At 67.6% G+C, this 26,284-nt stretch carries 20 protein-coding genes; 8 read left to right on the forward strand and 12 right to left on the reverse strand.

The window, feature by feature from the left end; translation table 11 throughout:
• Window positions 1–25 precede the first annotated feature (25 nt).
• The 4 genes from glgX to AWC18_RS12430 all read left to right on the forward strand — a co-directional run bounded on the left by glgX (window position 26) and on the right by AWC18_RS12430 (window position 10,552).
• Window positions 26–2,221, forward strand: coding sequence for a glycogen debranching protein GlgX (glgX, locus tag AWC18_RS12415; RefSeq protein ID WP_085138914.1), 2,196 nt, complete (start codon window positions 26–28; stop codon window positions 2,219–2,221).
• A gap of 3 nt (window positions 2,222–2,224) precedes the next feature.
• Window positions 2,225–4,522 (forward strand): malto-oligosyltrehalose synthase, encoded by a 2,298-nt coding sequence (treY, locus tag AWC18_RS12420; protein WP_085138915.1) that lies wholly within the window; start codon window positions 2,225–2,227, stop codon window positions 4,520–4,522.
• Window positions 4,515–6,245, forward strand: a complete 1,731-nt coding sequence (gene treZ / locus AWC18_RS12425) for a malto-oligosyltrehalose trehalohydrolase (protein WP_085138916.1) — start codon at window positions 4,515–4,517, stop codon at window positions 6,243–6,245. The genes treY and treZ overlap by 8 nt, the downstream gene beginning before the upstream one ends.
• Before the next feature lie 155 nt (window positions 6,246–6,400).
• Window positions 6,401–10,552 carry a bifunctional nitrate reductase/sulfite reductase flavoprotein subunit alpha gene (locus AWC18_RS12430; RefSeq protein ID WP_085138917.1) on the forward strand — a complete coding sequence of 1,384 codons (4,152 nt, stop codon included), beginning with the start codon at window positions 6,401–6,403 and terminating at the stop codon, window positions 10,550–10,552.
• A gap of 9 nt (window positions 10,553–10,561) precedes the next feature.
• Here the strand turns inward: AWC18_RS12430 and AWC18_RS12435 are convergent, their stop codons facing one another.
• Both AWC18_RS12435 and AWC18_RS12440 read right to left on the reverse strand, forming a co-directional pair.
• Entirely contained in the window at window positions 10,562–11,119 is a 558-nt protein-coding gene (locus AWC18_RS12435; RefSeq protein ID WP_076050263.1) for a hypothetical protein, read from the reverse strand.
• A gap of 23 nt (window positions 11,120–11,142) precedes the next feature.
• A complete protein-coding gene (locus tag AWC18_RS12440) occupies window positions 11,143–12,231 on the reverse strand; it encodes a ferredoxin--NADP reductase (protein WP_109560073.1) in 1,089 nt (362 codons plus the stop codon).
• A 173-nt stretch (window positions 12,232–12,404) separates the two neighbouring features.
• Between AWC18_RS12440 and hsaA the strand changes: the two genes are divergently transcribed.
• Genes hsaA through hsaB form a run of 3 tightly spaced genes read left to right on the forward strand, consistent with a single transcriptional unit; the run spans window position 12,405 to window position 15,110 of the window.
• The gene (gene hsaA, locus AWC18_RS12445) at window positions 12,405–13,595 is read left to right on the forward strand and encodes a 3-hydroxy-9,10-secoandrosta-1,3,5(10)-triene-9,17-dione monooxygenase oxygenase subunit (protein WP_064997625.1); all 1,191 of its coding nucleotides are present in this window, start codon (window positions 12,405–12,407) and stop codon (window positions 13,593–13,595) included.
• A gap of 43 nt (window positions 13,596–13,638) precedes the next feature.
• The gene (gene hsaC, locus AWC18_RS12450; RefSeq protein WP_064997624.1) at window positions 13,639–14,538 is read left to right on the forward strand and encodes an iron-dependent extradiol dioxygenase HsaC; all 900 of its coding nucleotides are present in this window, start codon (window positions 13,639–13,641) and stop codon (window positions 14,536–14,538) included.
• 14 nt (window positions 14,539–14,552) lie between these two features.
• Window positions 14,553–15,110 carry a 3-hydroxy-9,10-secoandrosta-1,3,5(10)-triene-9,17-dione monooxygenase reductase subunit gene (hsaB, locus tag AWC18_RS12455; protein ID WP_085138947.1) on the forward strand — a complete coding sequence of 186 codons (558 nt, stop codon included), beginning with the start codon at window positions 14,553–14,555 and terminating at the stop codon, window positions 15,108–15,110.
• A gap of 15 nt (window positions 15,111–15,125) precedes the next feature.
• On the opposite strand, the gene AWC18_RS12460 is transcribed toward hsaB, so the two are convergent.
• A complete protein-coding gene (locus AWC18_RS12460; RefSeq protein ID WP_085138919.1) occupies window positions 15,126–15,986 on the reverse strand; it encodes an alpha/beta fold hydrolase in 861 nt (286 codons plus the stop codon).
• Between the two features lie 71 nt (window positions 15,987–16,057).
• Between AWC18_RS12460 and AWC18_RS12465 the strand changes: the two genes are divergently transcribed.
• Window positions 16,058–16,528 (forward strand): hypothetical protein, encoded by a 471-nt coding sequence (locus tag AWC18_RS12465; RefSeq protein WP_133054993.1) that lies wholly within the window; start codon window positions 16,058–16,060, stop codon window positions 16,526–16,528.
• Here the strand turns inward: AWC18_RS12465 and AWC18_RS12470 are convergent.
• From AWC18_RS12470 to fadD3, 9 genes are read right to left on the reverse strand one after another with little or no spacing between them, the layout of a single operon-like run.
• The gene (locus AWC18_RS12470; RefSeq protein WP_085138921.1) at window positions 16,523–17,797 is read right to left on the reverse strand and encodes a hypothetical protein; all 1,275 of its coding nucleotides are present in this window, start codon (window positions 17,795–17,797) and stop codon (window positions 16,523–16,525) included. The two genes, AWC18_RS12465 and AWC18_RS12470, sit on opposite strands and share 6 nt — an antisense overlap.
• 9 nt (window positions 17,798–17,806) lie before the next feature.
• A complete protein-coding gene (locus AWC18_RS12475; RefSeq protein WP_064997620.1) occupies window positions 17,807–18,205 on the reverse strand; it encodes a heme-binding protein in 399 nt (132 codons plus the stop codon).
• A gap of 45 nt (window positions 18,206–18,250) precedes the next feature.
• The gene (locus AWC18_RS12480) at window positions 18,251–19,426 is read right to left on the reverse strand and encodes a pyridoxal phosphate-dependent aminotransferase (protein WP_085138922.1); all 1,176 of its coding nucleotides are present in this window, start codon (window positions 19,424–19,426) and stop codon (window positions 18,251–18,253) included.
• 5 nt (window positions 19,427–19,431) lie between these two features.
• The gene (locus tag AWC18_RS12485) at window positions 19,432–20,562 is read right to left on the reverse strand and encodes an alpha/beta hydrolase family protein (RefSeq protein WP_085138948.1); all 1,131 of its coding nucleotides are present in this window, start codon (window positions 20,560–20,562) and stop codon (window positions 19,432–19,434) included.
• A 47-nt stretch (window positions 20,563–20,609) separates the two neighbouring features.
• Window positions 20,610–21,596: a bile salt hydrolase gene (bsh, locus tag AWC18_RS12490; protein WP_085138923.1), complete on the reverse strand. Its 987-nt coding sequence runs from the start codon at window positions 21,594–21,596 to the stop codon at window positions 20,610–20,612.
• Window positions 21,597–21,617: 21 nt separating this feature from the next.
• Window positions 21,618–22,565 (reverse strand): acyl-CoA dehydrogenase IpdE2, encoded by a 948-nt coding sequence (ipdE2, locus tag AWC18_RS12495; protein ID WP_085138924.1) that lies wholly within the window; start codon window positions 22,563–22,565, stop codon window positions 21,618–21,620.
• Window positions 22,566–23,531, reverse strand: a complete 966-nt coding sequence (locus AWC18_RS12500) for an acyl-CoA dehydrogenase family protein (protein WP_085138925.1) — start codon at window positions 23,529–23,531, stop codon at window positions 22,566–22,568.
• The gene (locus AWC18_RS12505; protein WP_064997689.1) at window positions 23,528–24,661 is read right to left on the reverse strand and encodes an acyl-CoA dehydrogenase family protein; all 1,134 of its coding nucleotides are present in this window, start codon (window positions 24,659–24,661) and stop codon (window positions 23,528–23,530) included. Before AWC18_RS12505 ends, AWC18_RS12500 begins: the two co-directional genes overlap by 4 nt.
• Window positions 24,661–26,217 carry a 3-((3aS,4S,7aS)-7a-methyl-1,5-dioxo-octahydro-1H-inden-4-yl)propanoate--CoA ligase FadD3 gene (gene fadD3, locus AWC18_RS12510; RefSeq protein WP_085138926.1) on the reverse strand — a complete coding sequence of 519 codons (1,557 nt, stop codon included), beginning with the start codon at window positions 26,215–26,217 and terminating at the stop codon, window positions 24,661–24,663. Before fadD3 ends, AWC18_RS12505 begins: the two co-directional genes overlap by 1 nt.
• Between the last annotated feature and the right edge of the window lie 67 nt (window positions 26,218–26,284).

Genomic DNA, 26,284 nt, shown 5'->3' on the forward strand with positions numbered 1-26,284 from the left:
AAACTCCTGACGAGATTGGGTGAGCATGGGAACTACCCGAAATCCGGCGAGCGAGGTCGAGGCGGTCAGGGATCCAGCCGAGAAACCGGCGTCGCATAACGTCTGGCCGGGCACCAGCGCCCCACTCGGGGCCAGCTACGACGGTGGCGGAACCAACTTCGCCCTGTTCTCGGAGATCGCCGAGCGGGTCGATCTGTGCCTGATCGACGACAACGGCGAGCAGACCTGCATCCCGCTCGAAGAGGTGGACGGCTATGTCTGGCATGCCTACCTGCCGACGGTGTCGCCGGGGCAGCACTACGGCTTCCGAGTGCACGGGCCCTTCGACCCGCCGGCCGGACATCGCTGCGATTCCAGCAAGCTGTTGCTCGACCCCTACGGCCGGGCGTTCGCCGGCGACTTCGACTTCGGACAGGCGCTGTTCTCCTACGACATGGGCGCCGGAGACACGCCGCCGGTGGCCGAAACGCTGCCGAGGGTCGACTCGCTCGGGCACACCATGACCAGTGTGGTGATCAATCCGTACTTCGACTGGGCGACCGACCGGCCGCCGAAGACCCCGTACAACGAGACGATCATCTACGAGACCCACGTCAAGGGTATGACCCAGACCCATCCGGACATCCCCGAGGAACTGCGCGGCACCTACGCCGGCTTGGCTCACCCGGCCGTCATCGACCACCTGCAGTCCCTGCACGTCACCGCCGTCGAGCTGATGCCGGTGCACCAGTTCATGCACGACGACCGCCTGCTTCGGATGGGCCTGCGGAACTATTGGGGCTACAACACTTTCGGATTCTTCGCCCCGCACAGTCAATACGCGGCAAGCCGGCAGCCGGGCGCAGCGGTCGCGGAATTCAAGACCATGGTGCGCACCCTGCACGAAGCCGGTATCGAAGTGATCCTCGACGTGGTCTACAACCACACTGCAGAGGGCAACCACCTCGGGCCGACCATCAGCTTCCGCGGAATCGACAATGCCGCCTACTACCGGCTCGTCGACGACGACCGAAGCATGTATATGGACTACACCGGCACCGGCAACAGCCTCAACGCGCGGAATCCGCATGCACTGCAGCTGATCATGGATTCGCTTCGGTACTGGGTGACCGAAATGCATGTGGACGGGTTCCGATTCGACCTGGCATCCACCCTGGCCCGTGAATTCTATGATGTGGACCGGCTTTCGGCGTTCTTCGACCTGATTCAGCAGGACCCGGTGGTCAGTCAGGTCAAGCTGATAGCCGAGCCGTGGGATGTCGGGGAAGGCGGATATCAGGTCGGCAATTTTCCCGGACTGTGGACCGAATGGAACGGCAAGTACCGCGACACCGTACGCGACTATTGGCGGGGTGAGCCGGAGACGTTGGGAGAGTTCGCCTCCCGGCTCACCGGGTCGTCGGACCTCTACGAGGCCACGGGGCGTCGGCCGGGTGCCAGCATCAACTTCGTCATCGCACACGACGGGTTCACATTGCGCGACCTGGTCTCCTACAACGAGAAGCACAACGAGGCCAACGGCGACGACAACTCCGACGGCGAGAGCCACAACCGATCGTGGAACTGCGGCGTCGAAGGTCCCACCGACGATCCGGAGATTCTGGAACTGCGGGCTCGACAGACGCGCAATATTCTGGCCACCCTGCTGCTGTCGCAGGGCACGCCGATGATCGCCCACGGCGATGAGCTGGGGCGCACCCAACAGGGCAACAACAACACGTACTGTCAGGACTCCGAACTCTCCTGGATGGATTGGTCGCTGGCCGAACAGAACGCCGATCTGCTGGCCTTCACCCGCCAGGTGACGCAGCTTCGCAAAGAGCATCCGGTGTTTCGCCGCCGCCGGTTCTTCGAAGGCCGCCCGGTACGCCACGCCGACGAGATCGGTGACATCGCGTGGTTCACCTCCGCCGGTCAGGAGATGAGCCAAGACGACTGGGACAACGGCTTCGACAAGTGCATCATGGTCTTTCTCAACGGCGGGGCAATCCGCGAGCCGGACATGCGCGGCCAGCGGGTGGTGGATGACTCGTTCCTGCTGTGCTTCAATGCGCATGAGGAGACGGTCGAGTTCGCCGTTCCCGGCGAGGATTACGCGCAAGAATGGACTGTCGAATTGGACACCGCGGAGCCGACATCGGCGACTGAGCAGGCCGTGCAGCCAGCAGGTGAGCTGTCCGTTCCGGGGCGTTCGCTGCTCGTCCTGCGGAAAGTACGCTGACGCATGGCCCGGCCGGTACTGTCCACCTACCGGTTACAGCTGCGGGGCGCCGAAAGCGGCTCCGCGTTCACCTTCGCCGACGCCGAGAATCTTCTCGACTATCTCGACGCACTGGGCATCTCGCACCTGTACCTCTCGCCGATAATGACCGCGGTCCGCGGATCGTCGCACGGCTACGACGTCGTCGATCCGACGACGGTGTCGGCCGAACTGGGCGGCGCGCAGGGTCTGGCGCGGCTGGCGGCAGCGGCGCATGCTCGCGGGATGGGGCTGATCGTCGACATCGTGCCCAATCACGTCGGGGTGCAAAGGCCCCAGCAGAACCCCTGGTGGTGGGACGTGCTCAAGCACGGCCGGTCCTCCCGGTACGCCGCGTTCTTCGATATCGACTGGGAGCTCGGTGATGGCCGAATCATCCTGCCGGTGCTGGGATCTGACGACGACGTCGCGGAACTGACCGTCGACGGTGAGTCACTGTGCCTGGGTGATCTGGTGTTCCCGATCGCGCCCGGAACCGGCGGCGGCAGCGGTGCGCAAGTCCATGATCGCCAGCATTATCGGCTGGTCGGCTGGCGCCACGGCAGCTGTGGCTACCGCCGCTTCTTCTCGATCACGTCGCTGGCCGGCCTGCGTCAAGAGGACGACAGCGTCTTCGACGCCTGGCACGCCGAGCCGGCGCGCTGGTTCGAGGCGGGCCTGGTCGATGGCGTGCGAGTCGATCACCCGGACGGGCTGTCGGATCCGCAGGGGTATCTGCAGAGGCTGCGCAGGCTGATCGGCCCCGACGCCTGGATCGTCGTCGAAAAGATTCTGGCCGTGGACGAGTCGCTCGACCCCAACCTTCCGGTGGCCGGCTCCACCGGTTACGACGTCCTGCGGGAGATCGGCGGGCTGTTCGTCGACCCGGACGGGGAACCGGCGTTGACCGAGCTCTGCGAGACCGCCGGTGTCGACTACCGCGCGATGCCCGCCCTGCTGGCCCAGCAGAAGGAGATCGCGGCGGCCAAGACGCTGGGCAGCGAGCTCGCGCGCCTGTGCCGCTGTGTGGTGAGTGCCACCGGCACCGATCATCCGTTGCTGCCCGAGGCGATCGCGGCCCTGCTCGGTCACATCGGCGTCTACCGCAGCGATTACCCGGGACTGACGGCGATACTGCCCGCGGCACTGGCGAACACCCGTGCGCAGCGGCCGGACTTCGATGCACCGCTGGCGCTCGTCGCGGCGGCGATCGCCGACGGTGGACAAGCCGCGGTGCGGTTACAGCAACTTTGCGGAGCGGTGACCGCCAAGGCAACCGAAGACTGCATATTCTACCGGGACGCCCGGCTGGTGTCGCTCAACGAAGTCGGCGGCGACCCGCAGTACTTCGGCGTGGGTTCGGCCGAGTTTCATCACCGGGCCGCCACCCGCGTCCGGCTCTGGCCACACACGATGACCACCTTGTCCACCCACGACACCAAACGCGGCGAGGATGTCCGGGCGCGCATCGGCGTGTTGTCGCAGGTGCCGTCGCTGTGGGCGGAGTTCGTCGCCCGGTGGGAATCCAGATCGCCCTCTCCGGATCTGGGCACTGGACTCTTCCTGTGGCAGAACATCTTCGGTGTGTGGCCACTCGACGGTCGGGTGAGCACCGCGCTGCGCGAGCGGCTGCACGGCTATGCCGAGAAGGCGGTTCGCGAAGCGGGCCGGCGCACATCGTGGCATGACCCCGAGGCAGCGTTCGAGGATGCGCTGCACGAGTGGCTCGACGCCATCCTGGACGGGCCTATCGCAGGCGAGCTGACGCAGTTCGTCGCCGAACTCGCTCCGCACATCGAAAGCGACATCCTGGGCCAGAAGCTCCTGGCCTTGACCGTTCCCGGCGTCCCTGACGTCTATCAGGGCACCGAACTGTTCGATGACAGCCTGGTCGACCCGGACAACAGACGGCCAGTCGACTACGCCGTGCGTCGTGAGGCGCTGAAGTCTTTGCAGCACCGGAAGATGCGGGTGGTGGCCACGGCGTTGCGGATGCGACGAGCACGTCCGGACACCTTCACCGATGGCGGTTATCAGCCCGTGGCGGTGTCAGGCGCGGCCGGCGAACATGTGGTGGCCTTCTCCCGGGGCACTGACGTGGTGGTGGCGGTCAGCCGATGGACGGTGCGCCTGCAGGGCACCGGATGGGGCGACACGGTGGTCGCGTTGCCGCCCGGCACCTGGTCGGATGCACTGGCCGGCGTCAGACACCGGGGAATGGTGCCGGCCGCCGAGTTGTTCACCGAACTCCCGGTTGCACTGTTGGAGCGTGTCGATGACTGACTTCGCGGTTTGGGCACCGACACCGGCAGTCGTCGGCCTCGATGTCGATGGCGTGATCCACCCCATGGACCGTTCAGAGGATGGGTGGTGGCGCACGGCGGTCGACGTGGCGCCGGGCGCCCGCTACGGGTATCTGCTTGACGACGACCCGCAGCTACTGCCAGACCCGCGGTCCGCCCGCCAGCCCGACGGTGTGCACGCGCGTTCAGCGGTGTGGGATGAGGCCGGCCTGACCTGGACCGACGGCGACTGGGCGGGCCGGTCAGTGCAGGGTGCGGTGATCTATGAACTGCACATCGGCACCTTCACCCCGGCCGGCACCTTCGACTCCGCCATCGCCAGGCTGGACCACCTGGTCGATCTGGGCGTCGATTTCGTGGAATTGATGCCGGTCAACGCCTTTTCCGGCGAGCACGGCTGGGGCTACGACGGTGTGCTGTGGTACGCCGTGCACGAACCCTACGGTGGCCCGGACGGGTTGGCACGTTTCGTCGATGCCTGCCACGGCCGCGGGCTGGGAGTGCTGATCGACGCCGTCTTCAACCACCTGGGCCCGTCGGGGAACTACCTTCCCCGCTTCGGTCCATACCTGTCGCAGGCCCGTAACCCGTGGGGCGATGCCATCAACATCGACGGACCCGACTCCGACGAAGTGCGCCGCTACATCATCGACTGCGCGCTGCGCTGGATGCGCGTCTTTCACGTCGATGGTCTACGCCTGGACGCCGTGCATGCGCTGGTCGACACCACGGCAATCAACATTCTTGAGGAGTTGGCGGCCGAAACCGAGGCACTCGCAGCGGAGCTGGGGCGCCCGCTGTCGCTGATCGCAGAAAGCGATCGCAACGACCCGCGCACCATCACCCGCCGCGAAGACGGTGGCTACGGGATCGCCGCGCAATGGGATGACGACATCCATCACGCCATTCACACCGCGGTATCCGGTGAGCGGCAAGGCTATTACGCTGATTTCGGCAGCATGGCAACCTTGGCGACCACGTTGCGTAACGGGTTTTTCCACGCGGCCACCTACTCTTCGTTCCGCCGCCGGCGTCACGGCCGGCCGCTGCCGACTTCGCAGATCCCGGCTACCCGCCTACTCGCCTACACATGCACACACGACCAGGTCGGAAACAGAGCGCTCGGCGACCGGCCCTCGCAGAACCTGACCGCCGGGCAGCTCGCGGTGAAGGCCGCGCTGGTGCTGCTGTCGCCCTACACGGCAATGCTTTTCATGGGGGAGGAATGGGGCGCGAGCACCCCCTTTCAGTTCTTCACCGCACATGAGGACCCGCAGGTGGCACGTGCCACCGCCGAAGGCCGCAAAGCCGAGTTCGCCGATCACGGCTGGAGCGCCGACGAAATCCCCGACCCTCAGGACCCCGAGACGTTCACCCGGTCCAAACTGGCCTGGGGCGAACTCGAAGCGCAACACCACCGACAGTTGCTGCAGGTCTACCGGGAGCTGATCGCGCTGCGCAGCGAAGCCGGCTCCCCCTGGTTGAGCGAACTCATGATCGACTATGACGAGGACACGCGATGGATCGCCATGCGCCGCGGCCCGCTTCTGCTCATCTGCAACCTGAGCGCCGACGTGGTGAGCGTGCCGGCCCACGGCGAACTGGTACTGGCCTGGGGGTCACCGGCGATCGGGCCGGAGGCCACCCAACTGCCGGGGCATTCATTCGCAGTTCTGCGCCCGGCTCAGCGGCCTGGGAAGTGATCTGCGCAACATTGCGTCGCGGCTGCAGCCGGCCTCACCGGCGGCCGCCGACTCCGCCGGAATATCGCAACCCGTGGTAATGGTCTGGCAACGATCTTGAAACCTGCGCGCGGCATGGTGGCGGCAAGGCCAGCAACCGCAGGAGGTGACTTCCCATGCCCGCGCACGGCGACTCCCGGCGAGCACAGGACATCACCACTGTGTGCGCCTACTGCGGGGTCGGCTGCGGCATGGTGCTGCAGGTCGAGACCGATCCCGCCACCGGGCGCCGCCACGTGGCCAGATCCGTCGGCGACAAGTCCCATCCGACCAACTTCGGCCGGCTGTGCACCAAGGGGGCCACGACCGCTGACCTGCTTGCCGCGCCCGGCCGGTTGGAATCGGCGCTCGTGCGGCCGTGCCGCGACGAGCCGGGCCGGCCGACCGACATCGATGACGCGATCACCCATTGCGCCACCCGGCTGCGGACGATCATCGACCAGCACGGGCCCGACGCGGTAGCGCTCTACGTCTCCGGCCAGATGTCCATCGAGGCCCAATACCTGGCGAACAAGCTCGCCAAGGGATTCATCGACACCAACCAGATCGAGTCCAACTCACGGCTGTGCATGGCCAGCGCCGGCAGCGGCTACAAGCAGTCTCTCGGGGCCGACGGGCCGCCCGGCTCCTACCAGGACTTCGATCACGCCGACGTGTTCTTCGTGAGCGGCGCGAATATGGCCGACTGCCATCCGATCCTGTTCCTGCGCATGATGGACCGCGTCAAGGCCGGCGCCAAGTTGATCGTCGTCGACCCGCGCCGCACCGCCACCGCCGAAAAGGCCGACCTGTTCCTGCAGATCGCGCCCGGAACCGACCTGGCGCTGCTCAACGGGCTGCTGCATCTGATCGTCGCGAACGGCCACACCGACGACGAATTCATCGCCGAGTACACCCAGGGTTGGGAAGTCATGCCCAGCTTCCTCGAACAGTTCACCCCGGAGTCGGTGGCCGAGCTCACCGGAATCCCCGAAGCCGACATCCGCACGGCCGCATCGTGGATCGGCGAGGCGGGCAACTGGATGAGCTGCTGGACCATGGGACTCAACCAGAGCACCCACGGCACCTGGAACACCAACGCCATCTGCAACCTGCACCTGGCCACCGGGGCCATCTGCAAACCCGGCAGCGGACCGTTCTCGCTGACCGGTCAACCCAACGCGATGGGTGGCCGGGAAATGGGCTACCTCGGTCCGGGCCTGCCCGGTCAGCGCAGTGTCTTCTCCGCCGACGACCGCCAGGTGGTCGAGGACATCTGGGGAATCCCGCGCGGCTCACTACGCGCCGATGTGGGCGCGGGAACCATCGACATGTTCTCCCGGATGGCCGATGGCCAGATCAAGGCATGCTGGATCATCTGCACCAACCCCGTTGCGACAGTGGCGAATCGCAGGACCGTACTGGAAGGCCTGGAACAGGCGGAGTTCGTGATCGCCCAGGACGCGTTCGCCGAGACCGAGACCAGCGCCTACGCCGACGTGCTGTTGCCGGCGGCGCTGTGGACCGAGTGCGACGGGGTGATGGTCAACTCCGAGCGCAGTCTCACCCTCTTTCAGAAGGCGACCGACCCGGTCGGGCAATCGCTGCCGGACTGGCAGATCATCGCCCGAATCGCGGCGGAAATGGGATACGCCAAGGCATTCGACTACTCCAGTGCCGAGGAGGTGTTCGAAGAGATCAAACGATTCGCCAATCCCCAGACCGGCTATGACCTACGCGGCATCACCTACGAGCGGTTGCGTCAGTCGCCGATGCAGTGGCCGTGCCCGCCCGGGGGCACCGAAGACCGAAACCCGATCCGCTACCTCAATGACGGGGTCAGCCAGACGCAGCTGGTCCGCGAGGACGGCAGCGTGCCACGGCTGGCGTTCGCCACCGAGTCCGGCCGGGCGGTCTTCTTCGCCCGCCCGCACCTGCTGCCCGACGAGATGCCCGACGACGACTATCCCTTCCTGCTCAACACCGGTCGGCTGCCGCATCAGTGGCACACCCTGACCAAGACCGGCAAGGTCGCCACGCTCACCAAACTCAACCCGGGACCGTTCGTGGAGATCCATCCCGATGACGCGGCCCTGCTGGGCATCGTCGACGACGATCGGGTGGAGATCGCTTCGCGCCGGGGCCGGGCCGTGCTGCCGGCGGTGGTCACCGACCGGGTGCGGCCGGGGAACTGCTTCGCGCCGTTCCACTGGAATGACGCGTTCGGTGAGTACCTGTCGATCAATGCCGTCACCAACGACGCCGTCGACCCGGTGTCGCAGCAGCCGGAGTACAAGGCGTGTGCGGTCACCCTGGTCAAGGTGGTGGCCGAATCACCGCCCGAACTGGACGCAGCCGCTACGCCGCAGCCCGGGGCGATCAGCCTGGACCGGGTGAACACCCTGGTCGAATTATTCGGGCTCAGTGGGGAATCGGTGACCACCGTGCCCTCTTTCACCCCCATGGAGCGCATCTACTTGAGTGGACTGCTGACCGCGCTGCGTACCGAGGCTGGGCGCAGCGCAGCCGGTGTGCCGACGGTGCCCGCCGATGCCCCGTTGGCGCCGGCCACCCGAGTGTGGGTCAATGGCCTGCTGGCCGGGCTGTTCTCCCGGCACCCCGCGCCGGCTGCGTCGGCACCATCTCGAGACGACGGGATCGGGGCCGAGTCGATCGTGGTGCTGTGGGCCTCGCAGACCGGCAATGCCGAAGAAGTTGCGGCCCGCTGTGCGGCACACCTCGCCGAGGCCGGACTGTCGGTCGCGCTGCACACGATGAACGAATTTCCGGTGACCGAGTTGTCCGCCACCCGGCAGTTGATTGTGGTCTCCAGCACCACCGGCGACGGCGACCCGCCCGACAACGGCGCCGTCCTGTGGGAGCAGTTGACTGCTGATGCGACACCACAACTCACCGACACCCGCTACGCCGTGCTGGCGCTGGGCGACTCCAGCTACAACGACTTCTGTGGATACGGACGCAAACTCGACACCCGGCTGGCCGAACTCGGCGCCACCCGCATCCTGGACCGCGTCGACTGCGAACCCGACTATGACGACGCCGTGGACGAGTGGTTCAGTACGCTGCGCGGCGTCCTGGGTGCCGCTGCGGCTCCGGCTGCCGGGAAAGTCGCGGCCCCCGTCGCGGTCCGCTCGTCGCGGCAACCGGTGCGATACAGCAGAAAAAGCCCACTGCGCACCAGCCTGATGCGTAACACTGTGCTCAGCGGACCGGGTTCGACCAAAGAGGTGCGGCAACTGGTGTTCGCGCTCCCGGAAGGGACGCTGAGCTATCAGGCCGGGGATGCACTCGGGGTGTGGCCACGCAACAGTCCTGCGCTGGTGGACGAATGGCTGGCGGTCACCGGCCTCGACGGCAGGCACGTCGTCACGCTCGGGGACCACGGTTCGATGCCGTTGCGGCAAGCACTGGTCGAGCGGTTCGAAATCGCCCGAATCACCGGTGATCTGCTGCGGTTCGTCGCACAGCGCAGCCGAGACGAGGAGCTGACCGAGCTGTTGCAGCCGGAGAACAAGGCGGCGTTGTCGGACTGGATGTGGGGCCGTCAGGCGGTGGATGTGCTGGCCGCAACGCCGATCCGCGCCGGCGTCGACGACTGGCTGGGCGTGCTCAAACCGCTTACACCGCGGATGTACTCGATTTCGTCGGCATGTGTCGACAATCCCGGCGAGGTGCACCTGACGGTGGGCGCGGTGCGTTATGAGTGCCGGGGGGTGCCGCGCGGCGGCGTGTGCTCGACCTATCTGGCCGACCGGGGTGAGGAGGGTGAGATCGGCATATTCGTGCAGCCCGCCAACCATTTCCGGCCGCCGGCGGACCCCGATGCGCCGATGATCATGATCGGCCCGGGGACCGGCGTCGCACCCTTCCGCAGCTTTCTGCAGCAGCGCCGAGCGCTGGGGCATCGTGGGCGGAACTGGTTGTTCTTCGGCGAACGCAATGCCGCCACCGACTTCTATTACCGCGACGAGCTCACCGACATGCACGCCAGCGGTTTTCTCACCGAACTCGATCTGGCGTTCTCCCGCGATCAGCCCGAGAAGGTCTACGTGCAAGACGTGCTCCGCGCCCGCGGAGCCCAGGTGTGGGAGTGGCTGCAGGACGGCGCGCACCTGTACGTGTGCGGTGATGCCGGCCAGATGGCCAAGGAGGTCGACCGCGCGATCTGCGATATCGCCGCGCGACATGGGCTGCTCGCCCGTGACGCCGCCAGGGCCCATGTGCGAGCGCTGTCGGCCGCCGGCCGCTACCAGCGCGACGTCTACTGAGGGGGTTCGCTAAAAGACCGTCTGGGCGCAGGTGGACGGCGTGGTCAGGTTGACTCCGCCGTAGACCACCTGCACATGGGTGCAGACGATCACGTTGGCGTCGGTCTTGGGACGGCCGGTGGAGTACTCCAGGACGTCGATGCTGCCGTTGGTCTGGTATTTCTCCGGCGGGCCCTCGCCGTAATACATCGATTGGATCACCGCACCGGTGCCGTCCTTGAACACCTTGGTGCCCGGGCCGCCGCGGTCCTTGAACCAGCCCTCGCCGCCGTCGGTGTGCACGTCGAGGTAGGCGGTGCGCTTCGACGAGCGGATCTCGGTGCTCTGGCGGGCCCACAGGTCCGGCGGGAACCCGGTCATGCCCTCGGGTGTCTGCAGTTGCACCCCGACGGTGAACCGGCACAGCGGCGGAGCGCTGCAGTCGACCCAGCTGTGCGTCTGCAGTTGATCGAACTCGTTCACCGGGAACAGCGTGGTTTTGGTGTCACTGGCCGCCGACGCGGTCGCGGTCGGAATCAGCGCCGCCAACAGCGTCAGGGCGGCCGGGATCATCGGCAACCGCTTCATGTCGCACCAACCTAGACCGGTGATCACTCGTCGTAGGTCACTTCCACCGAATCGGTCTCGGGATGGGCTTGGCAGGCCAGGATCAGCCCTTCGGCGAGGTCCTGGGGCTCCAGCACATCGTTGACCTCCATGGAGACCTTGCCCTTCTTGAGCTCGCAGGCGCACGCCCCGCAGTGACCCTCCCGGCAGGAGAACGGGGCATCGAGGCCCTGGTCGAGCAGCAGGTCGAGCAGCTTGACGTGCCGTGGCCACACCAGCTCGTGCTTCTCGCCGTCCAGTTCGACGACCACGGTGGCCGGCGCTGCGGCCTGCTCGCCTTCGGGCGCGTCGGAGATCTTGACCGCGGCGAACGGGTCGCTGTCCAGCGACTTGAACACCTCGAGGTGGACCTGCTCGGCCGGCACGTTGCAGGCATCCAGGGCTTCGCGGGCGGCCTGCATGAAGGGGCCCGGGCCGCAGATGAAGACCTGGCGGTCGGTGTAGGGCGCGGCCAGCTGGGCCAACGCGGCGCGGCTGGGCAGGCCCTGGACCGACTCCAGCCAGTGCACGACCGTCAGCCGGTCGGGGTACTTCTCAACGAGCTCACGCAGCGCGGCGCTGAAGATCACCGATCGCTCATCGCGGTTGGCATAGACCAGGACCACCTTGCCGCTGCCCTGCGACAGCGCCGACTTGCAGATCGCCATCATCGGGGTGATCCCGCTGCCGGCGGCCAGCAACAGGAAGTCGGTGTCCAGGGACTTGGGCACGAAGGTGCCCGAGGGTGCCAGCACGTGCATGCGCATGCCGGGGTGCGCGTTGTCGCACAGCCAGTTCGACGCGTAGCCCTCAGCGGTCCGCTTGACGGTGACGGTCAGCGAGTCGTCGGTGAAGGGCGAGCTGCACAGCGAGTAGCACCGGGCCACCGAGCCGGTCTGATCGCTGGGGATTCGCAGCGTCAGGAACTGGCCGGGGGAGTACTTCAACCGCTGCTCGGGAATCTCTGGATCATCCGGCCCGTCCGGCACGCCGAACACCAGCGAGCGCGCGTCGTCGGTCTCGGTGACGACTTGGGTGATCTGCAGTTCCAGGACGTGAGCACCGAGTGGTTCGTCCGGAATGGTCTCCGTCACGGGCCGCCCTTCATCTTCGGTCATAACTAGAACAGGTTACAGAAAAGCGGTCCGGTATCGCTACCAGCTGCAGGAACACCCCGCTCGACACAAATCGGAACGTGTTCTAATCTCACACTAGGCTGGTTGTAAAACGGGCCGGAAGAACCTGTTCACTTCTGGGAGGCAATCTAGTGACGTCCATTCAACAACGTGACGCGCAGTCGGTGTTGGCCGCCATCGACGACCTTCTGCCGCAGTTGCGTGAGCGCGCCCAGGAGACCGAAGACCTGCGCAAGCTGCCCGACGCCAACGTCGCGGCGCTCGAGGAGATCGGTTTCTTCCGGCTGCTGCAGCCCGAGCAGTGGGGCGGCCTGCAGTGCGACCCGACCATCTTCTACGAGGCAGTTCGCCGACTGGCCAGCGCCTGCGGCTCCACCGGCTGGGTCGCCGGCATCATCGGCGTGCACAACTGGCACCTGGCGCTGTTCGACCAGCAGGCCCAGGAAGACGTCTGGGGCGAGGACACCAACGTTCGGATCTCGTCGTCGTACGCACCGATGGGCGCCGGTGTGGTCACCGAGACCGCCGACGGCTACATCGTCAACGGTTCGTGGAACTGGTCGTCGGGCTGTGACCACGCCACCTGGGCATTCCTCGGCGGTCCGGTGATCAAGGACGGCAAGCCGGTCGACTTCGGCAGCTTCCTGATCCCGATCTCCGACTACCGCATCGACGACGTCTGGCACGTGGTGGGCCTGCGGGGCACCGGCAGCAACACCGTGGTGGTCAAGGACGCCTTCGTGCCGCGGCACCGCTTCTTGTCCTACCGGGCGATGAACGACGGCACCGCCGGCGGCTACAAGACCAACACCGCCCCGGTCTACAAGATGCCGTGGGGCACTGTGCACCCGACCACCATCTCGACGCCGATCATGGGGATGGCCTACGGCGCCTACCAGGCGCACGTCGAGCACCAGGGCAAGCGGGTGCGTGCGGCGTTCGCCGGCGAGAAGGCCAAGGACGACCCGTTCGCCAAGGTCCGCATCGCCGAGGCCGCCAGTGACATCGACGCCGGCTGGAGTCAGCTGATCGGCAACGTCCGCGACGAGTACGCGCTGCTGGCCGCCGGCAAGGAGATCCCGTTCGAGCTGCGGGCCCGCGCCCGCCGTGACCAGGTCCGCGCGACCGGTCGGGCCATTGCCTCCATCGACCGGCTGTTCGAGGCGGCCGGAGCCACGGCGCTGTCCAACGACGCACCGGTGCAGCGGTTCTGGCGTGACGCGCACGCGGGCCGGGTGCACGCGGCCAATGACCCGGAGCGGGCATACCTGATCTTCGGTAACCACGAGTTCGGGTTGCCGCCCGGCGACACCATGGTCTGATCGACCTGGCCGGACAACGACGAGCTAGCTGGAGGTATCACCGATGAGTATCCGTTCGCTGGGCTACCTGCGAATCCAGGCCACCGACATGGCTGCCTGGCGGGACTTCGGGCTGAAGGTACTCGGCATGGTCGAGGGATCCGGCAGCACCGAGGGTGCGCTGTACCTGCGGATGGATGAGTTCCCGGCTCGGCTGGTGGTGGTGCCCGGTGACACCGACCGGTTGCTGGTATCGGGTTGGGAAACCGCCAACGCCGCAGGGCTGCAGGAGATCCGGCAGCGCCTGGACGCCGAGGGCACGCCCTACAAGGAAGGCACCGCCGCCGAGTTGGCCGAGCGCAACGTCCAGGAGTTGATCGCGTTCGACGATCCGTCGGGCAATCACCTGGAGGTCTTCCACGGGGTGGCGCTGCAGCACCGCCGAGTGGTCAGCCCCTACGGCCACCGCTTCGTCACCGAAGAGCAGGGTCTGGGGCACGTGGTGCTGTCGACCACCGACGACGCCGAGGCGCTGCACTTCTACCGCGACGTGCTCGGCTTCCGGCTGCGTGACTCGATGCGGCTGCCCCCGCAGATGGTCGGCAGGCCCGCCGACGGCGACCCGGCCTGGTTGCGGTTCTTCGGGTGCAACCCGCGCCACCACAGCCTGGCCTTCCTGCCCATGCCGACTCCGACGGGAATCGTGCACCTGATGGTCGAGGTGGAGAGCGCCGACGACGTCGGGCTGGCTCTGGACCGCGCCTACCGTCGCAAGGTGCCGATGGCCGCCACCTTGGGGCGGCACGTCAACGACAAGATGCTGTCGTTCTACATGAAGGCGCCCAGCGGTTTTCAGGTCGAGTTCGGTTGCGAGGGTCTCGAGGTCGACGACGACGACTGGGTGGCTCGGGAGAGCACCGCGGTCAGCCTGTGGGGGCATGACTTCACCGTGGGTATGCAGTAGCGGTGACCGACGAGGTGTCGATCGACCCGCGTGCGTTCCGCAACGTACTCGGTCAGTTCTGTACGGGCATCACGATCATCACCACCGTCGATGACGACGTGCCGGTCGGCTTCGCCTGCCAATCGTTCGCCGCGTTGTCGCTGGATCCGCCGCTGGTGCTGTTCTGCCCCACCAAGCAGTCCCGGTCCTGGCAGGCCATCGAGTCCAGCGGAAAGTTCTGCGTCAACATCCTGGCCGAGGAGCAGAAGGACGTCTGCGCCCGCTTCGGCTCCCGCGAACCGGACAAGTTCGCCGGCGTGGACTGGCAGCCGTCCCCGCTGGGCTCGCCGATCCTGGCCGGATCGTTGGCCCACATCGACTGCACGGTGGCCTCGGTGCACGACGGTGGTGACCACTTCGTGGTCTTCGGCGCGGTGCAGTCGCTCTCGGATGTTCCGGAGGTGAAGCCGCGACCGCTGCTGTTCTATCGCGGCGACTACACCGGCATCGAGCCGGACAAGACCACTCCGGCGCACTGGCGTGACGACTTGGAGGCCTTCCTCACCGCCACCACCGACGACACCTGGCTCTGAATTGCGGTGCTGGACTCAGACGCGTGAGGCAGCTGTGAGCCACCCGACCTGATCGGCGATGATCTGCGGCGAATGACGCTCGCCGAACGGCTCGAAATGGTCCACGTCATAGTCTTTCCGGGTCGCGTGTGGCGCCCGCTGGACGAGACGATCGATGGCCCGCGCCGACACCGTGATGTCACGGTCGCCGGCCTGAATCAGGACCCGGCAGTGCAGCTTTCCCGCCCGGGTGACCGGACGCCAGAGCGGCAGACGCAGAGCCAGGCCGGCATACACCTCGTTGCGCCAACCCGGTGCCACGACGGACAGAAATCCCTGCAGTTCGCCGGGAAAGGTCACTCCCGCGCGGCCGCCCGGCGCAGCGGCCAGCGGTATCAGAGCGTCGCGCATGGCCTGCGCCGTCAGCCACAGCGTATTGCCGGGGTCCACTCTCAGGCCGTGGACTGTGCGCCATCTGCCGTCGAGGAAGGGGCAGAGCAGGATCACCCCGCTCACGCGCTGATCCGCGGCGGCGGCCTCCACCGCGGTTCCCCCGCTGAGTGAATAGCCCCAGAGGATGATCTGGTCGGGGTCGATCCCCTCGAGCGTCCGGGCGAAGGCAATGGCCGCCAATCGATCCTCGAGCTGCTCGCTGGTTCGAATGCGTTGCCGGGGCTGGCCATTCGAATCCCCCAGAAAGCGATGGTCGTAGACCAGCACCGCGACCCCGGCCTGCGTCAGCGCTGCTGCGTAGCCGGCCAGTCCATCGTGGCGGGTCAACCCGAAGCCGTGCGCCATGACGACGCACGGGATATCGCCGACGGCATTGCTCGGCCGATAGAGCCAGCCCGCGCACCGTGTTCCAGCGGAGATGAATGTGACGTCCGCTCGATTCATGGTCCGCAATCTAGCCGACGCCCGGCGCTGAGGTCGGCTGAATCGCCAGCCGCTCGACTAGCATGCACCGGGTGAAGCGACTCGGCTGGTCGGCGGTGGCGACGCTCGCCTACGCGGCAGTGATGGTGGTGTTGGAGCGCGGGATGCGCAAGACGGGTGGCCCCGGAATCATCGGATTCGAGTTGGCCGGCAGTGCCGAACGGGCTCAGGAGATTCTGGAGGTCTGGGGAGACGAGGGCCGTCGGTGGGCGCGTTGGTCCCTGTGGCTCGACTTCGGCTACATGGCGACCTACGGAACCCTGGCGCTGTTACTCATCGAGCGTGCCCGCGCCCGGCACGGTCATCCGATCGCGCTGCGACTGTTGCCGATCGGCGCGGTGGCCGGCGATGCGATCGAGGGGGTGGCACTGCTCAAGGCCCTCGAGGGCGTCGACATCGGCACCAACGCCCGGCGTGGCCGCGGCGCCGCCCTCGTCAAGTTCGCCCTGCTGGCGGTGGGGCTGGTTTACACCGTCAGCGCGGGAGTCCGCCGCCGGTCATGAGCCGTGCCAGCATCGCTGGTGCTCGGCGTGGGTGCGCAGATACGCCCCGGGTGCGTAGAACTTGTCGTAGAAGTCGGTGTCGAGGTGCTGGGCCTGCAGGTACATCAGCACGTGCACCGTGGGGACGGTACCCGGTAGCTTGCCGAAGGTGTCGTAAATGTAGGACGCCTCGCAGGTGACCAGTTCGGCGATGCCGTCCGGTGCCAGTGCCGAACCGCGCACGGCCGGGCTGTCCGCCCACGGCCCCGGGGTGTCGGGGTGCGACGGACCGCCCGGCCCGAACTTGCGGGCCACCAGTTTGCGCACGCCCTCGGCAACCGAGGGGACATGCGGGGGACTGAGCGTCTCGAAGTGGCCGGGTAACCCGGTGACATTCGGGAACGGCCAGCGCGGATCGGTGTCGGCGACGAATCCCAGTCCGGGCGCGCGCGGATCACCCGAGCCGCCCAGCACCGACAGCCGGTCCAGGCCGTCGAAGATCCAGCCGCCCAAGCCCATAGCCTGCAGGCCCAGTGCTCCGTTGTGGGCAGCGATGGACAACTCGGCACTGGCCTCGGTCAGGGTGTACTGCTCCACGAAGGACAGCGGTATCGGGTCGTCGGCGTGCGCCAATCCGGAGAACGCCTGCACGCCGGGGATGGCGCGGTCGTTGATGTCATCGGTGATCGGATAACCGTTGGCCGCGAAGAACCACAGATTCTCCAGCAGGTGCTCGGCCAGGTCGGCCACATTGAACGCCAGCAGGCTGCCCGGGTGGTTGCCGATCCAGGTGTTGTGGCCCTCCATGTAGGGCTCTTGGGCGGGCAGTTGCAGACGGGAATCCGAGAGGCGCACATAGGAATCGGCGGTGTGGCTGATCCAGGCCTCCACGGTCTCGAACTGCTGGGGCGGTTGGTCGCGAGTGGGCAGCAGATAGCAACCGGTGTCATCGGTGAAGAACAGCTGGCTGGTGTGAAAGCCCGCTGCCGACGGCATGGCCCGTCCGGTGGCGCTGCCGGGATAGTTCGGCAGCGCCGGTGCGTATCCGGGATGGTGCGCGATACCGTCGTGCCACCCGGTGGTGCCGGCCATCAGCGACAGCAGCAGCGCGCGCTCGACTTCGGACAACGGCTGCACCGGACGGCGGCTGGTGTAGGCCAGCGCGCCGTCCGGAATGGCGCCGCCCACGGGGAAGCGCCGCGACCGGCGTCCGGTGATCGCGGCGAACAGCCCGAACCCGGCCGCCTGCGCCAGCGCGGCCCGTTCGTGCTCGGTGATCGCCAGGGCCATCGCCCGGGCCTACTTGCTGACGGTCTCCAGCAGCATCGCCAGCTGGGTGGGCGAGACCGCGATCCCGCACTGGTTCTTCAGGTCCGTCAGCGGCTGGGCGATGCCCTGCAGGGTCGACAACTGGTCGAGGTGGCCGATGAAGTAGCCCTGCACCGAGGACTTGGCCTGGTCGGCCGGCATGGTGGCCGCGGAGGTCAGCACGTCGTTGGCCTCCGGGTGCTCGTTGAGGAACGCGCCCGCCTGGCTGAGCACGCCGCTGGCGGTGCTCGACAGTCCGGCTGCCGTGCAGGGGGCGGGGGCGGCGTCGGCGGCGGGAGCGCTGGTCGTCAGCGTGGATGCGGCCACCGCACCCAGGATCCCGACGGCCGCCGCGCCGAGCGCCAGCCCAGAAGTCGTGGTGATGCGCATAGCAGTGATCCCTTCGATCAGGTATTTCCAGCTTGGAAGCTCAACCTACCGGAGTGGCAGCCAACCGCGGAGCCGGTGCAGTGCTTCCTCGATGTCGGCGGTGGGGCCGGCGAAGGACAGCCGGACGAAGGTGTTGCCGCGCTCGGTGTCGAAATCCACGCCCGGAGTCAGCGCAAGACCGGTGTCGGCCAGCAGGCGAGCGCAGAACGCCAAGGAGTCGTCGGTGTGCTCAGCGAGGTCGGCGTAGACGTAGAACGCCCCGTCGGTGGGAGCCAACCGGTTGATACCCAAGCTGCGCAGGCCATCCAGCAGCAGCTCCCGGTTGGCGGCGTAGTGCCGCAGGTGGCCCTGCGCTTCGGCGATCGCCGCAGGGGTGAACGCCGCGACCGCCGCGTACTGCGCCAGCACCGGGGGGCAGATGGTGAAGTTGCCGGTCAGGCAGTCCACCGCGCGACGCAATGCCGGCGGCACCAACAGCCAGCCCAATCGCCAACCGGTCATCGCGAAGTACTTCGAGAAGCTGTTGGCCACCACCGCGTTCCGCGAGGTCTCCCACGCACAGCTGGTCTGCGGTGCGCCCTCGTAGACCAGACCGTGGTAGACCTCATCGCTGATCAAGCGCACCCCGGTGGCGTCGCACCAGGCGGCGATCGCGGCCAGTTCCGCCGGCTCCATGACCGTCCCGGTCGGATTGGCCGGGCTGGCGATGATCACCCCCGCCAACGGGCCCGGAATCTCGGCGAGCATGGCCGCAGTCGGCTGGAATCGGGTCTCGGGCCCGCAGGGGATCTCCACCACCTCGCAGCCCAGGGCGGACAGGATGTTGCGGTAACAGGGATATCCGGGGCTGGCGATCGCCACCCGGTCGCCGGCGTCGAAGCACGCCAGGAAGGCCAGCAGGAATCCACCCGACGAGCCGGTGGTCACCACCACGTCGTCGGGGTCTATCGCCAGGCCGTAGCGTTCGGCATACGAGCCGGCAATGGCCGAGCGCAGCTCCGGGATGCCCAGCGCGACGGTGTAGCCCAGCTCGTTGGCCTCCAGCGCCGCGGCCGCGGCGGCGCGCACCGGCTCGGGGGCTCCCACACTGGGCTGACCGGCCGACAGATTCACCAAATCGCCGTGGCTGCGTTGGCGCTCGGCGGCCGCCAGCCACACGTCCATCACATGGAACGGTGGAATGCCGGCGCGCAGCGCCGCGCGGTCGAGATGGTTGGTCATGCGATTCACCCTGTCATCAGTTGATGGAGGAACCGGGTGGAGTCCGGCATCGAGGCGAGCACGGTGCCGGAATGGTCCTGGTCGGGATAGATGTGCAGCTCGACATCCTGGTGATGGTCGATCAGCTGCTCATACAGGGTCTGACTGGATCGGAGTGGCACGTCGGCGTCATTCTGGCCGTGGCCGAGAAAGATCGGGCGGTCATAGCCGTCGGTCGGGGTGCCCAGGAAGCCGTCGAGCGCCGCGCCGATGCCGTCCAGGGAGCTCACCGGAGCGCTGAACAGCTGGTTCAGCGTGGTTCCCGCAACCAGCTGATCCAGTTCTGACTTGCACACCGTTTCCGCCCGATCTGTCAGCTCGCGCCCGCGAGGCGTCAGCACACTGTCGATGGGAATCTCGGGAAATGCCTCGCGCAGGGCGGCCAGGATGTAGGAGGTGTAGCTGATCGCCGCGGGAGGCACCGGCGCCGGAGGCAGATCGGGTCCGGCCTCCATGACCACCCGTTCGATGTTGGCCGGTGTGCCGGTGGCCACCACGCCGCGATAGTCCAGGCCGGTTCCGGCGGTGAGCCGCGACGCCCACCAGGCACTGTTGATCGCCGCGCCACCGCCTTGGGACTGTCCGACGATCGCCCACTTCGGGGACAGCGGCAGGTCCATCTGGTGGACGGCACGTACGGAGTCGATCACCGAGTGCGCTTCGGTGGCGCTGTTGAGATAACTCATCAGTCCCGGCGTGCCGAGCCCGACGTAATCGCTGCCGACCACCACATAGCCCTGGTCGAGCCAGTGCGACAGGTATTCGTTGTCGCGTGGGCTGCGTGGCCGGGCCGAGGGGGTGCAGTCGTCGCCGAGACCGACGGTGCCGTGCGCCCACGCGATCACCGGCCATCCCCCCGCCGGCGGCGGCCCGTGCGGCACGAAGACCGCGGCCGTGCTCACCGCGGGCCGGTCGTGCTGATCGGGCGTGGCGTAGAGGATCCGGAATGCCTGGGCTGCGCCGATCACCGACAGCGCCGGGTCGAGCGGTACCGAGGTGATCAGGTCTCCCTCGGCGGGAATGGGGCCGGCGTATGCGCGCGCGTCCAGACCAGACCATTGCGGCCCCGGCTCGGCGGCGGCCGGGGTGGCCAACATCAGGGCGGCCAGCCCAACCGAGAGCAGGGCCGTGCGGCGAGCCGCCCTCACCTGTTCAGGCCGAGGAAGGTGAACGCCTCGGCGACTTCGAAGTCCGCCGATGTCTCACCGGCGAAGATATTGCTGTCGTCGGAGCCGAGGTCGAGTTTGCGCACCGCGGCACCCTCCTCGAAGTCCAGCTTGGTCAGGTCCACCCAGAACACGTTGGGTGTCAGCGTCGACTCGAAGAAGTACAGCTTGCGGGTGTGGTGGGCAACCGTGCGCCAGCGGGTCGAGGAGATATTCGGCTCGCCCGGTGTAGAGATGCCGAAGGGCACCGAGACGTTGCGGACCACGCTGAGCACCGAGGCGAGTGCGATCTTCAGATCCTCGGATTTCGGAATCGCGTTGACGTAGAACGAAGCCCGCGCGAACCGGTCCGCGGCCCGATTGGTGCCCGGCAGCATGACGGTGCCGCCGAGCTGCTCCCAGTAGGCGTTGACCGCGAGCTGTTGATCAAAGATCGGCGAGTTCGTCATCACCTGGTACTGGCGACCATGGTGGATGATCTGCTTGCCGTCGACGTATTCCACGATCGCACTGTCGCCGGTGGCGTCCGACAGTGACAGGTGCAGGGTGGCCAGGCGGTCCTCACCGGGCACGCCGTCGGTGACCACCGCGAATTCCTCTTTGCTCAGCGCTGCCACGGCCTCGGCGACGGTGGCGAAGTTGTCCAGGGCGTACTGCGCCCAGGTCGAGATGCACAGTCCGGGACGACTGCCGTCGTACTGCGGGTACACCGACTCAGCCAGCCACAGCAGGTTGGCGGACAACCCCGCTTCGTTCAGGCCGTCGGTGGTGCAGATGTCATAGCCCGTGGCCACCACACTGCCGTACTTCGCGCTCCACTCAACCGAGTTCGGCCCGGCCCGGCCGTCGCGCTTCACACCTCGCGGCAGCGACCAGAGATTGGTCGCCAAATCCAGTTTCCAGTCCATCGACCGTCCGGTGATGATGTTGCCGTTCGGTCCCAGATACACGAGTCGGGTACACATAGGGCCTACCGTAACGGGCCTCTAGAGCACCTCGGCCTGCAGCTGGCGAAGATGTTGTGCCGGCAGGCCGAACAGCTGTGAACTCCCGTGCGCGCGTTTGAAGTACAGCTGGATGTCGCTTTCCCAGGTGATCGCGATACCGCCGTGCAGCTGCACCGCTTCGGCGGCCACTTTGCTGAACGCCTCACTGGTGACCACGCGTGCCAGCGCGGCCGAGGTAGCCGAGGGTTCGGCGATGGCGTCGTCGACCACGGCGCGGGCCGCCGACACGGCCACGTAGAGGTCGGCCATCCGGTGTTTGAGGGCCTGGAAGCTGCCGATCGGCCGGCCGAACTGCACCCGGCTCTTGGTGTACTCCACGGTCAGGTCCAAGCAGCGCGTCGCGGCGCCGATCTGCTCGGCCGCCAGCAGGATCGCCGCGTAGTCCGCGATGCCCGGGTCGACCCCGATGGGGGCGGTGGCGGTGGGGGTGATCCGGCCCAGGCGCCGGGTGGGGTCCATGGTGGCCACCGGCTCGGTGGTGAACTCGGTCCAGCGGGTGAGCTGGTTGCCGTCGGTGCCGACCACGATGTCCGCGATGTCGCCGTTGGCTGCGTAGTCGTCGCCGAAGACCACCGCGCCGATCGCACCGCCTTCGGCGAGCTGTTCCAATGCTTCGGCGTCGGGCTCGGGTGCGGCCAGCAGCGCCAGTTCGGCCAGGGTGGTGCCCAGCAGCGGGGTGGGCACCAGTGCCTTGCCCAGTTCCTCGAGAACGACTGCGGCGTCGCCCAGTTCGCCTCCGGCGCCGCCGAGCTCCTCGGGCACCACCAGGGCAGCGGCACCGACCTGCTCGCACAACAGCTGCCACAGGGCCTCGTCGTAGCCGCGCTCGGATTCCATCGCCACCCGCACCGCTTCGCCGTTGGCGTGCTTGTCGACCAGGGCGGCCACGGTCTGGCGCAGCAGGTCGCGTTCGTCGTTACGGGCCACTCAGATCGCCTCCAACACTCGCCGCCGGTGAGCGGTCGGGTCACCCCACGCGGGACGCAGGGCCTGCGCCCGCAGCAGCCACAGCGACAGATCGCACTCACTGGTGAAGCCGATCGCGCCGTGCGTCTGCAACGCCGAATGCGCGGCCAGCAGCGCGGCGTCCGACGCGGCGACCTTCGCCGCACTGACGTCCCGGGCGGTGTCGGCAGCGTCCTCGGCGAACGACAAGGCCGCCCCGTACACCAGCGGCCGGGCCAGCTCGAGCGCGATGTGCACATCGGCCAGCTTGTGCTTGATGGCCTGGTAGCTGCCGATCACCCGACCGAACTGGGTGCGCTGCTTGGCGTAGTCGACGGCGGTGTTCAGCATCGCCTGCCCGGCCCCGATCAGCTGTGCCGCAGTGGCCAGGGCGCCCATCTCGTAGGCGCGGGCGGTGTCGGCATCCCAGGTGGATCCGGTGGCAGCGACGTCGAAGACGCCGCGACTGGGGTCTACCGAGGCGTGGCGGGTGCCGGCCTGCGCCAGCGACGCGGTCCCGTTCTCGGCCAGCAGAACCAGGTCGGCGGCCTGCGCGTCCAGTGCCCGTGGGGTGTGCGGCGGAAGTGCCACGGTGGCGATCAGCTCCCCGGCAGCCAGCCCGGCCAGCTGAGTCCCGGCATCGGGTGACCCGGCGAGCAGAAGCGGCGCCACCGCGATGGACTCCACCACCGGCCCGGGCACGCACCAGCGGCCGAGCGCCTCGATGGCCAGCACCAGGTCGACCGCATGGGCGCCGATGCCGTCGAACTCCTCCGGCACTGCCAGCGCGGTCACACCCAGCTCGGTCAGCTGGTTCCACACCTGACGGCCCCGCTCGGTGTCACCCTGCGACCAGGCGCGCACCGCGCCCGGCACGTCGGCGGCACCCAGTGCGGCGTCGATGCTGGCAGCGAAGTCGCGCTGCTCTTGGTCCAGATCGAATTTCATTTCTTCTCCCGGGGCAGGCCCAGCAGCCGCTCGGCGATGATATTGCGCTGAATCTCATTGGTGCCGGCGTAAATCGGGCCGCCGAGCGAGAACAGATAACCGTGGGTCCAGGCGTCGGCGAGTTCTCCGTCGGCACCGCGGATGTCCAGGCCGGTCTGATGCAGGGCGACGTCGAGGTCGGACCAGAACACTTTGGTCACCGAGGACTCCGCGCCCAGCTCCCCGCCGGCAGCCAGCCGGGTGACGGTGCCGAACGTTTGCAGCCGGTAGGCCTGAGCCTTGATCCAGGCGTCGGCGACCCGGTCGGTGAACACCGGGTCGCTGCCGTGCTGCCGCCACATGGCCACCAGCTTCTCCGCGCCCACCAGGAACCGGGCCGGGCTGCGCAGGCTCATGCCGCGCTCGTTGCTCGAGGTGCTCATCGCGGCGCGCCAGCCCTCGTTCGGCTCACCGATCACGTCGTTGTCCGGCACGAAGACGTCGTCGAGGAAGATCTCGCCGAAGCCGGTCTCGCCGCCGAGCTGTTCGATGGCACGCACGGTGACGCCGTCGGCCTTGAGGTCGAACATGAAGTAGGTCAGGCCATGGTGGCGCTGGGCTTCCGGGTCGGAGCGGAACAACCCGAAGCCGCGCTCGCCGAACGGGGCGCGCGAGCTCCAGATCTTCTGGCCGTTGAGCCGCCAGCCGCCGTCGACCTTGGTCGCCGTCGAGCGCAGGGACGCCAAGTCGCTGCCGGACTCCGGCTCCGACCAGGCCTGCGCCCAGATCTCCTCGCCGCTGGCCATTTTCGGCAGGATACGGTCCAGCTGCTCCTGCGTGCCGTGCGCGAACAGCGTCGGCGCCAGCATCGAGGTGCCGTTGGCGCTGGCGCGCCCCGGGGCGCCGGCGCGGAAGTACTCCTCCTCGAACACCACCCACTGCAGCAGGCTGGCGTCACGGCCGCCGTACTTCTTGGGCCAGGCGATCACCGACAGGCCGGCGTCGAAGAGCACCTTGTCCCAGCGCCGGTGCTGCTCGAAACCCTCGGCGGTGTCGTAGGACTCGGTCGGGAACTTGTCGGAGTTCGCGGCCAGGAAATCGCGGACCTCGGCGCGGAAGGCCTCAGTCTCGTCATCGAAATTCAGGTCCATCAGGCCCACTCTCTCAATTCATGCTTGACCACTTTGCCGCCTGGATTGCGGGGTAGGGAGTCGGTGAAGGTCACCGATCTCGGTGCCTTGAAGTTCGCCAAATGTTCGCGGGCGTAAGCGATCACCTGGGCCGCGTCGAGCGTGGAGCCGGGCCGGCGCACGATGAAGGCGCGACCCACCTCGCCGAGTCGCTCGTCGGGGACGCCGATCACCGCCACGTCGGCGACGCCGTCGAGGCGGGCCAGCACCTGCTCGATCTCGGCGGGGTAGACGTTGAAGCCGCCGCAGATGTACATGTCCTTGAGCCGGTCGGTGATCCGCAGGTTGCCGGCGTCGTCGACGGTCCCGATGTCGCCGGTGTGCAACCAGCCGTCCGCGTCGATCGCCGCGGCGGTGGCCTCCGGGTCGTCGAGGTAGCCGAGCATGATGTTGGCGCTGCGCAGCAGCACTTCGCCGGAATCCGTACCGTCGCCGGTGCTTTCCAGTCGCAGCTCGAAGTCGCCGATCGGCCGTCCGCAGGTGGTGGCGACGGTGACGGCGTCGTCGTCGGCGCGGCACATGGTGCCGAACCCACCGGACTCGGTCAGCCCGTAGGCGGTGAGCACGATGTCGATGTCCAGTTCGGACTGCATGCGTTCGATCAGCACGACCGGGACGGTGGCCGCGCCGGTGACGGCGAACCGCAGCGAGCTCAGGTCATGCCGGTCGCGCTCGGGGTGGTCCAGCAGGGACTGGTAGATGGTGGGCGGCCCGGGCAGCACGGTGATCCGGTAGGTCTCGATGGCACGCAAGGCCGCGGCCGGGTCGAAGGTGAGCTGCGGGATCAGGGTGGCCCCGGTCTGCAGGCAGGCCAGGATGCCGGCCTTGTAGCCGAAGTTGTGGAAGAACGGGTTGATGCAAAGGTAGCGGTCCTGCGCGGTCATCTGACCGCACTGCGCCCAGGCCGCCGGACCGGCCAGCGACTGCCGGTGGGCGCAGAGCACGCCCTTGCTGCGGCCGGTGGTTCCGGAGGTGAACAGGATGTCCGACAGATCGTCGGGTCCGACCGCGGCGGCGCGGGCATCGACGTCGGCGGCCGGCACCGCGGCACCCGCGGCGATGAACTGGTCCCAGGAAGCCGCCGCGCTCGCGTCGTCGTCCTGGACGGGCACGCGGACCACGTGCCGCAGGTCGGGCAGCTGGTCTCGGTCCAGTTCGGTGAGCCGGTCGGTCTTGAGGAACCGGCCCATGCCGACCAGCGCCGTGGACTTGCTGCGGGCCAGGATGTCGGTGGCCTCCGCGGCGGTGTAGCGCGTATTCAGCGGCACCAGCACGCCGCCGGCGTAGTGCACACCCAGGCAGGTCACCACCCAGTGCCAGGTGTTGGGCGACCACAGCGCGACCCGGTCGCCGGGCGCCACCCCCAGGGCGATCAGCGCCGCGGCGGCGCGCCGCACCTCGTCGCGCAGGCCGGCCCAGGTGAAGTGCCTGTCCTCGGTGACCAGGGCGTCATGGTCGGGCAGCGTGCGCGCGATGTGGTCCAGGGCCGCAGGTGTGGTCTGCGGTTCCGTACTCATGGGCGCCACTCCTCCTCATCGCTCCGCTCTGCATCGTCGCCGGCGCAACTCATAGGCGCTGCTCCTC

Origin of the sequence: Mycolicibacter nonchromogenicus (assembly GCF_002101775.1) — a bacterium.
GTDB lineage: Bacteria > Actinomycetota > Actinomycetes > Mycobacteriales > Mycobacteriaceae > Mycobacterium > Mycobacterium nonchromogenicum.

Bases quoted from the DNA above. Each gene is read 5' to 3' on its own strand.
- AWC18_RS12475 (WP_064997620.1), bottom strand. From the start codon at position 18,205: ATGCGCATCACCACGACTTCTGGGCTGGCGCTCGGCGCGGCGGCCGTC.
- AWC18_RS12470 (WP_085138921.1), bottom strand. From the start codon at position 17,797: ATGGCCCTGGCGATCACCGAGCACGAACGGGCCGCGCTGGCGCAGGCG.
- AWC18_RS12500 (WP_085138925.1), bottom strand. From the start codon at position 23,531: ATGAAATTCGATCTGGACCAAGAGCAGCGCGACTTCGCTGCCAGCATC.
- fadD3 (WP_085138926.1), bottom strand. From the start codon at position 26,217: ATGAGTACGGAACCGCAGACCACACCTGCGGCCCTGGACCACATCGCG.
- AWC18_RS12485 (WP_085138948.1), bottom strand. From the start codon at position 20,562: ATGTTGGCCACCCCGGCCGCCGCCGAGCCGGGGCCGCAATGGTCTGGT.
- AWC18_RS12505 (WP_064997689.1), bottom strand. From the start codon at position 24,661: ATGGACCTGAATTTCGATGACGAGACTGAGGCCTTCCGCGCCGAGGTC.
- AWC18_RS12435 (WP_076050263.1), bottom strand. From the start codon at position 11,119: ATGAAGCGGTTGCCGATGATCCCGGCCGCCCTGACGCTGTTGGCGGCG.
- treY (WP_085138915.1), top strand. From the start codon at position 2,225: ATGGCCCGGCCGGTACTGTCCACCTACCGGTTACAGCTGCGGGGCGCC.
- AWC18_RS12480 (WP_085138922.1), bottom strand. From the start codon at position 19,426: ATGACCAACCATCTCGACCGCGCGGCGCTGCGCGCCGGCATTCCACCG.
- AWC18_RS12430 (WP_085138917.1), top strand. From the start codon at position 6,401: ATGCCCGCGCACGGCGACTCCCGGCGAGCACAGGACATCACCACTGTG.
- bsh (WP_085138923.1), bottom strand. From the start codon at position 21,596: ATGTGTACCCGACTCGTGTATCTGGGACCGAACGGCAACATCATCACC.
- glgX (WP_085138914.1), top strand. From the start codon at position 26: ATGGGAACTACCCGAAATCCGGCGAGCGAGGTCGAGGCGGTCAGGGAT.
- treZ (WP_085138916.1), top strand. From the start codon at position 4,515: ATGACTGACTTCGCGGTTTGGGCACCGACACCGGCAGTCGTCGGCCTC.
- AWC18_RS12460 (WP_085138919.1), bottom strand. From the start codon at position 15,986: ATGAATCGAGCGGACGTCACATTCATCTCCGCTGGAACACGGTGCGCG.
- hsaC (WP_064997624.1), top strand. From the start codon at position 13,639: ATGAGTATCCGTTCGCTGGGCTACCTGCGAATCCAGGCCACCGACATG.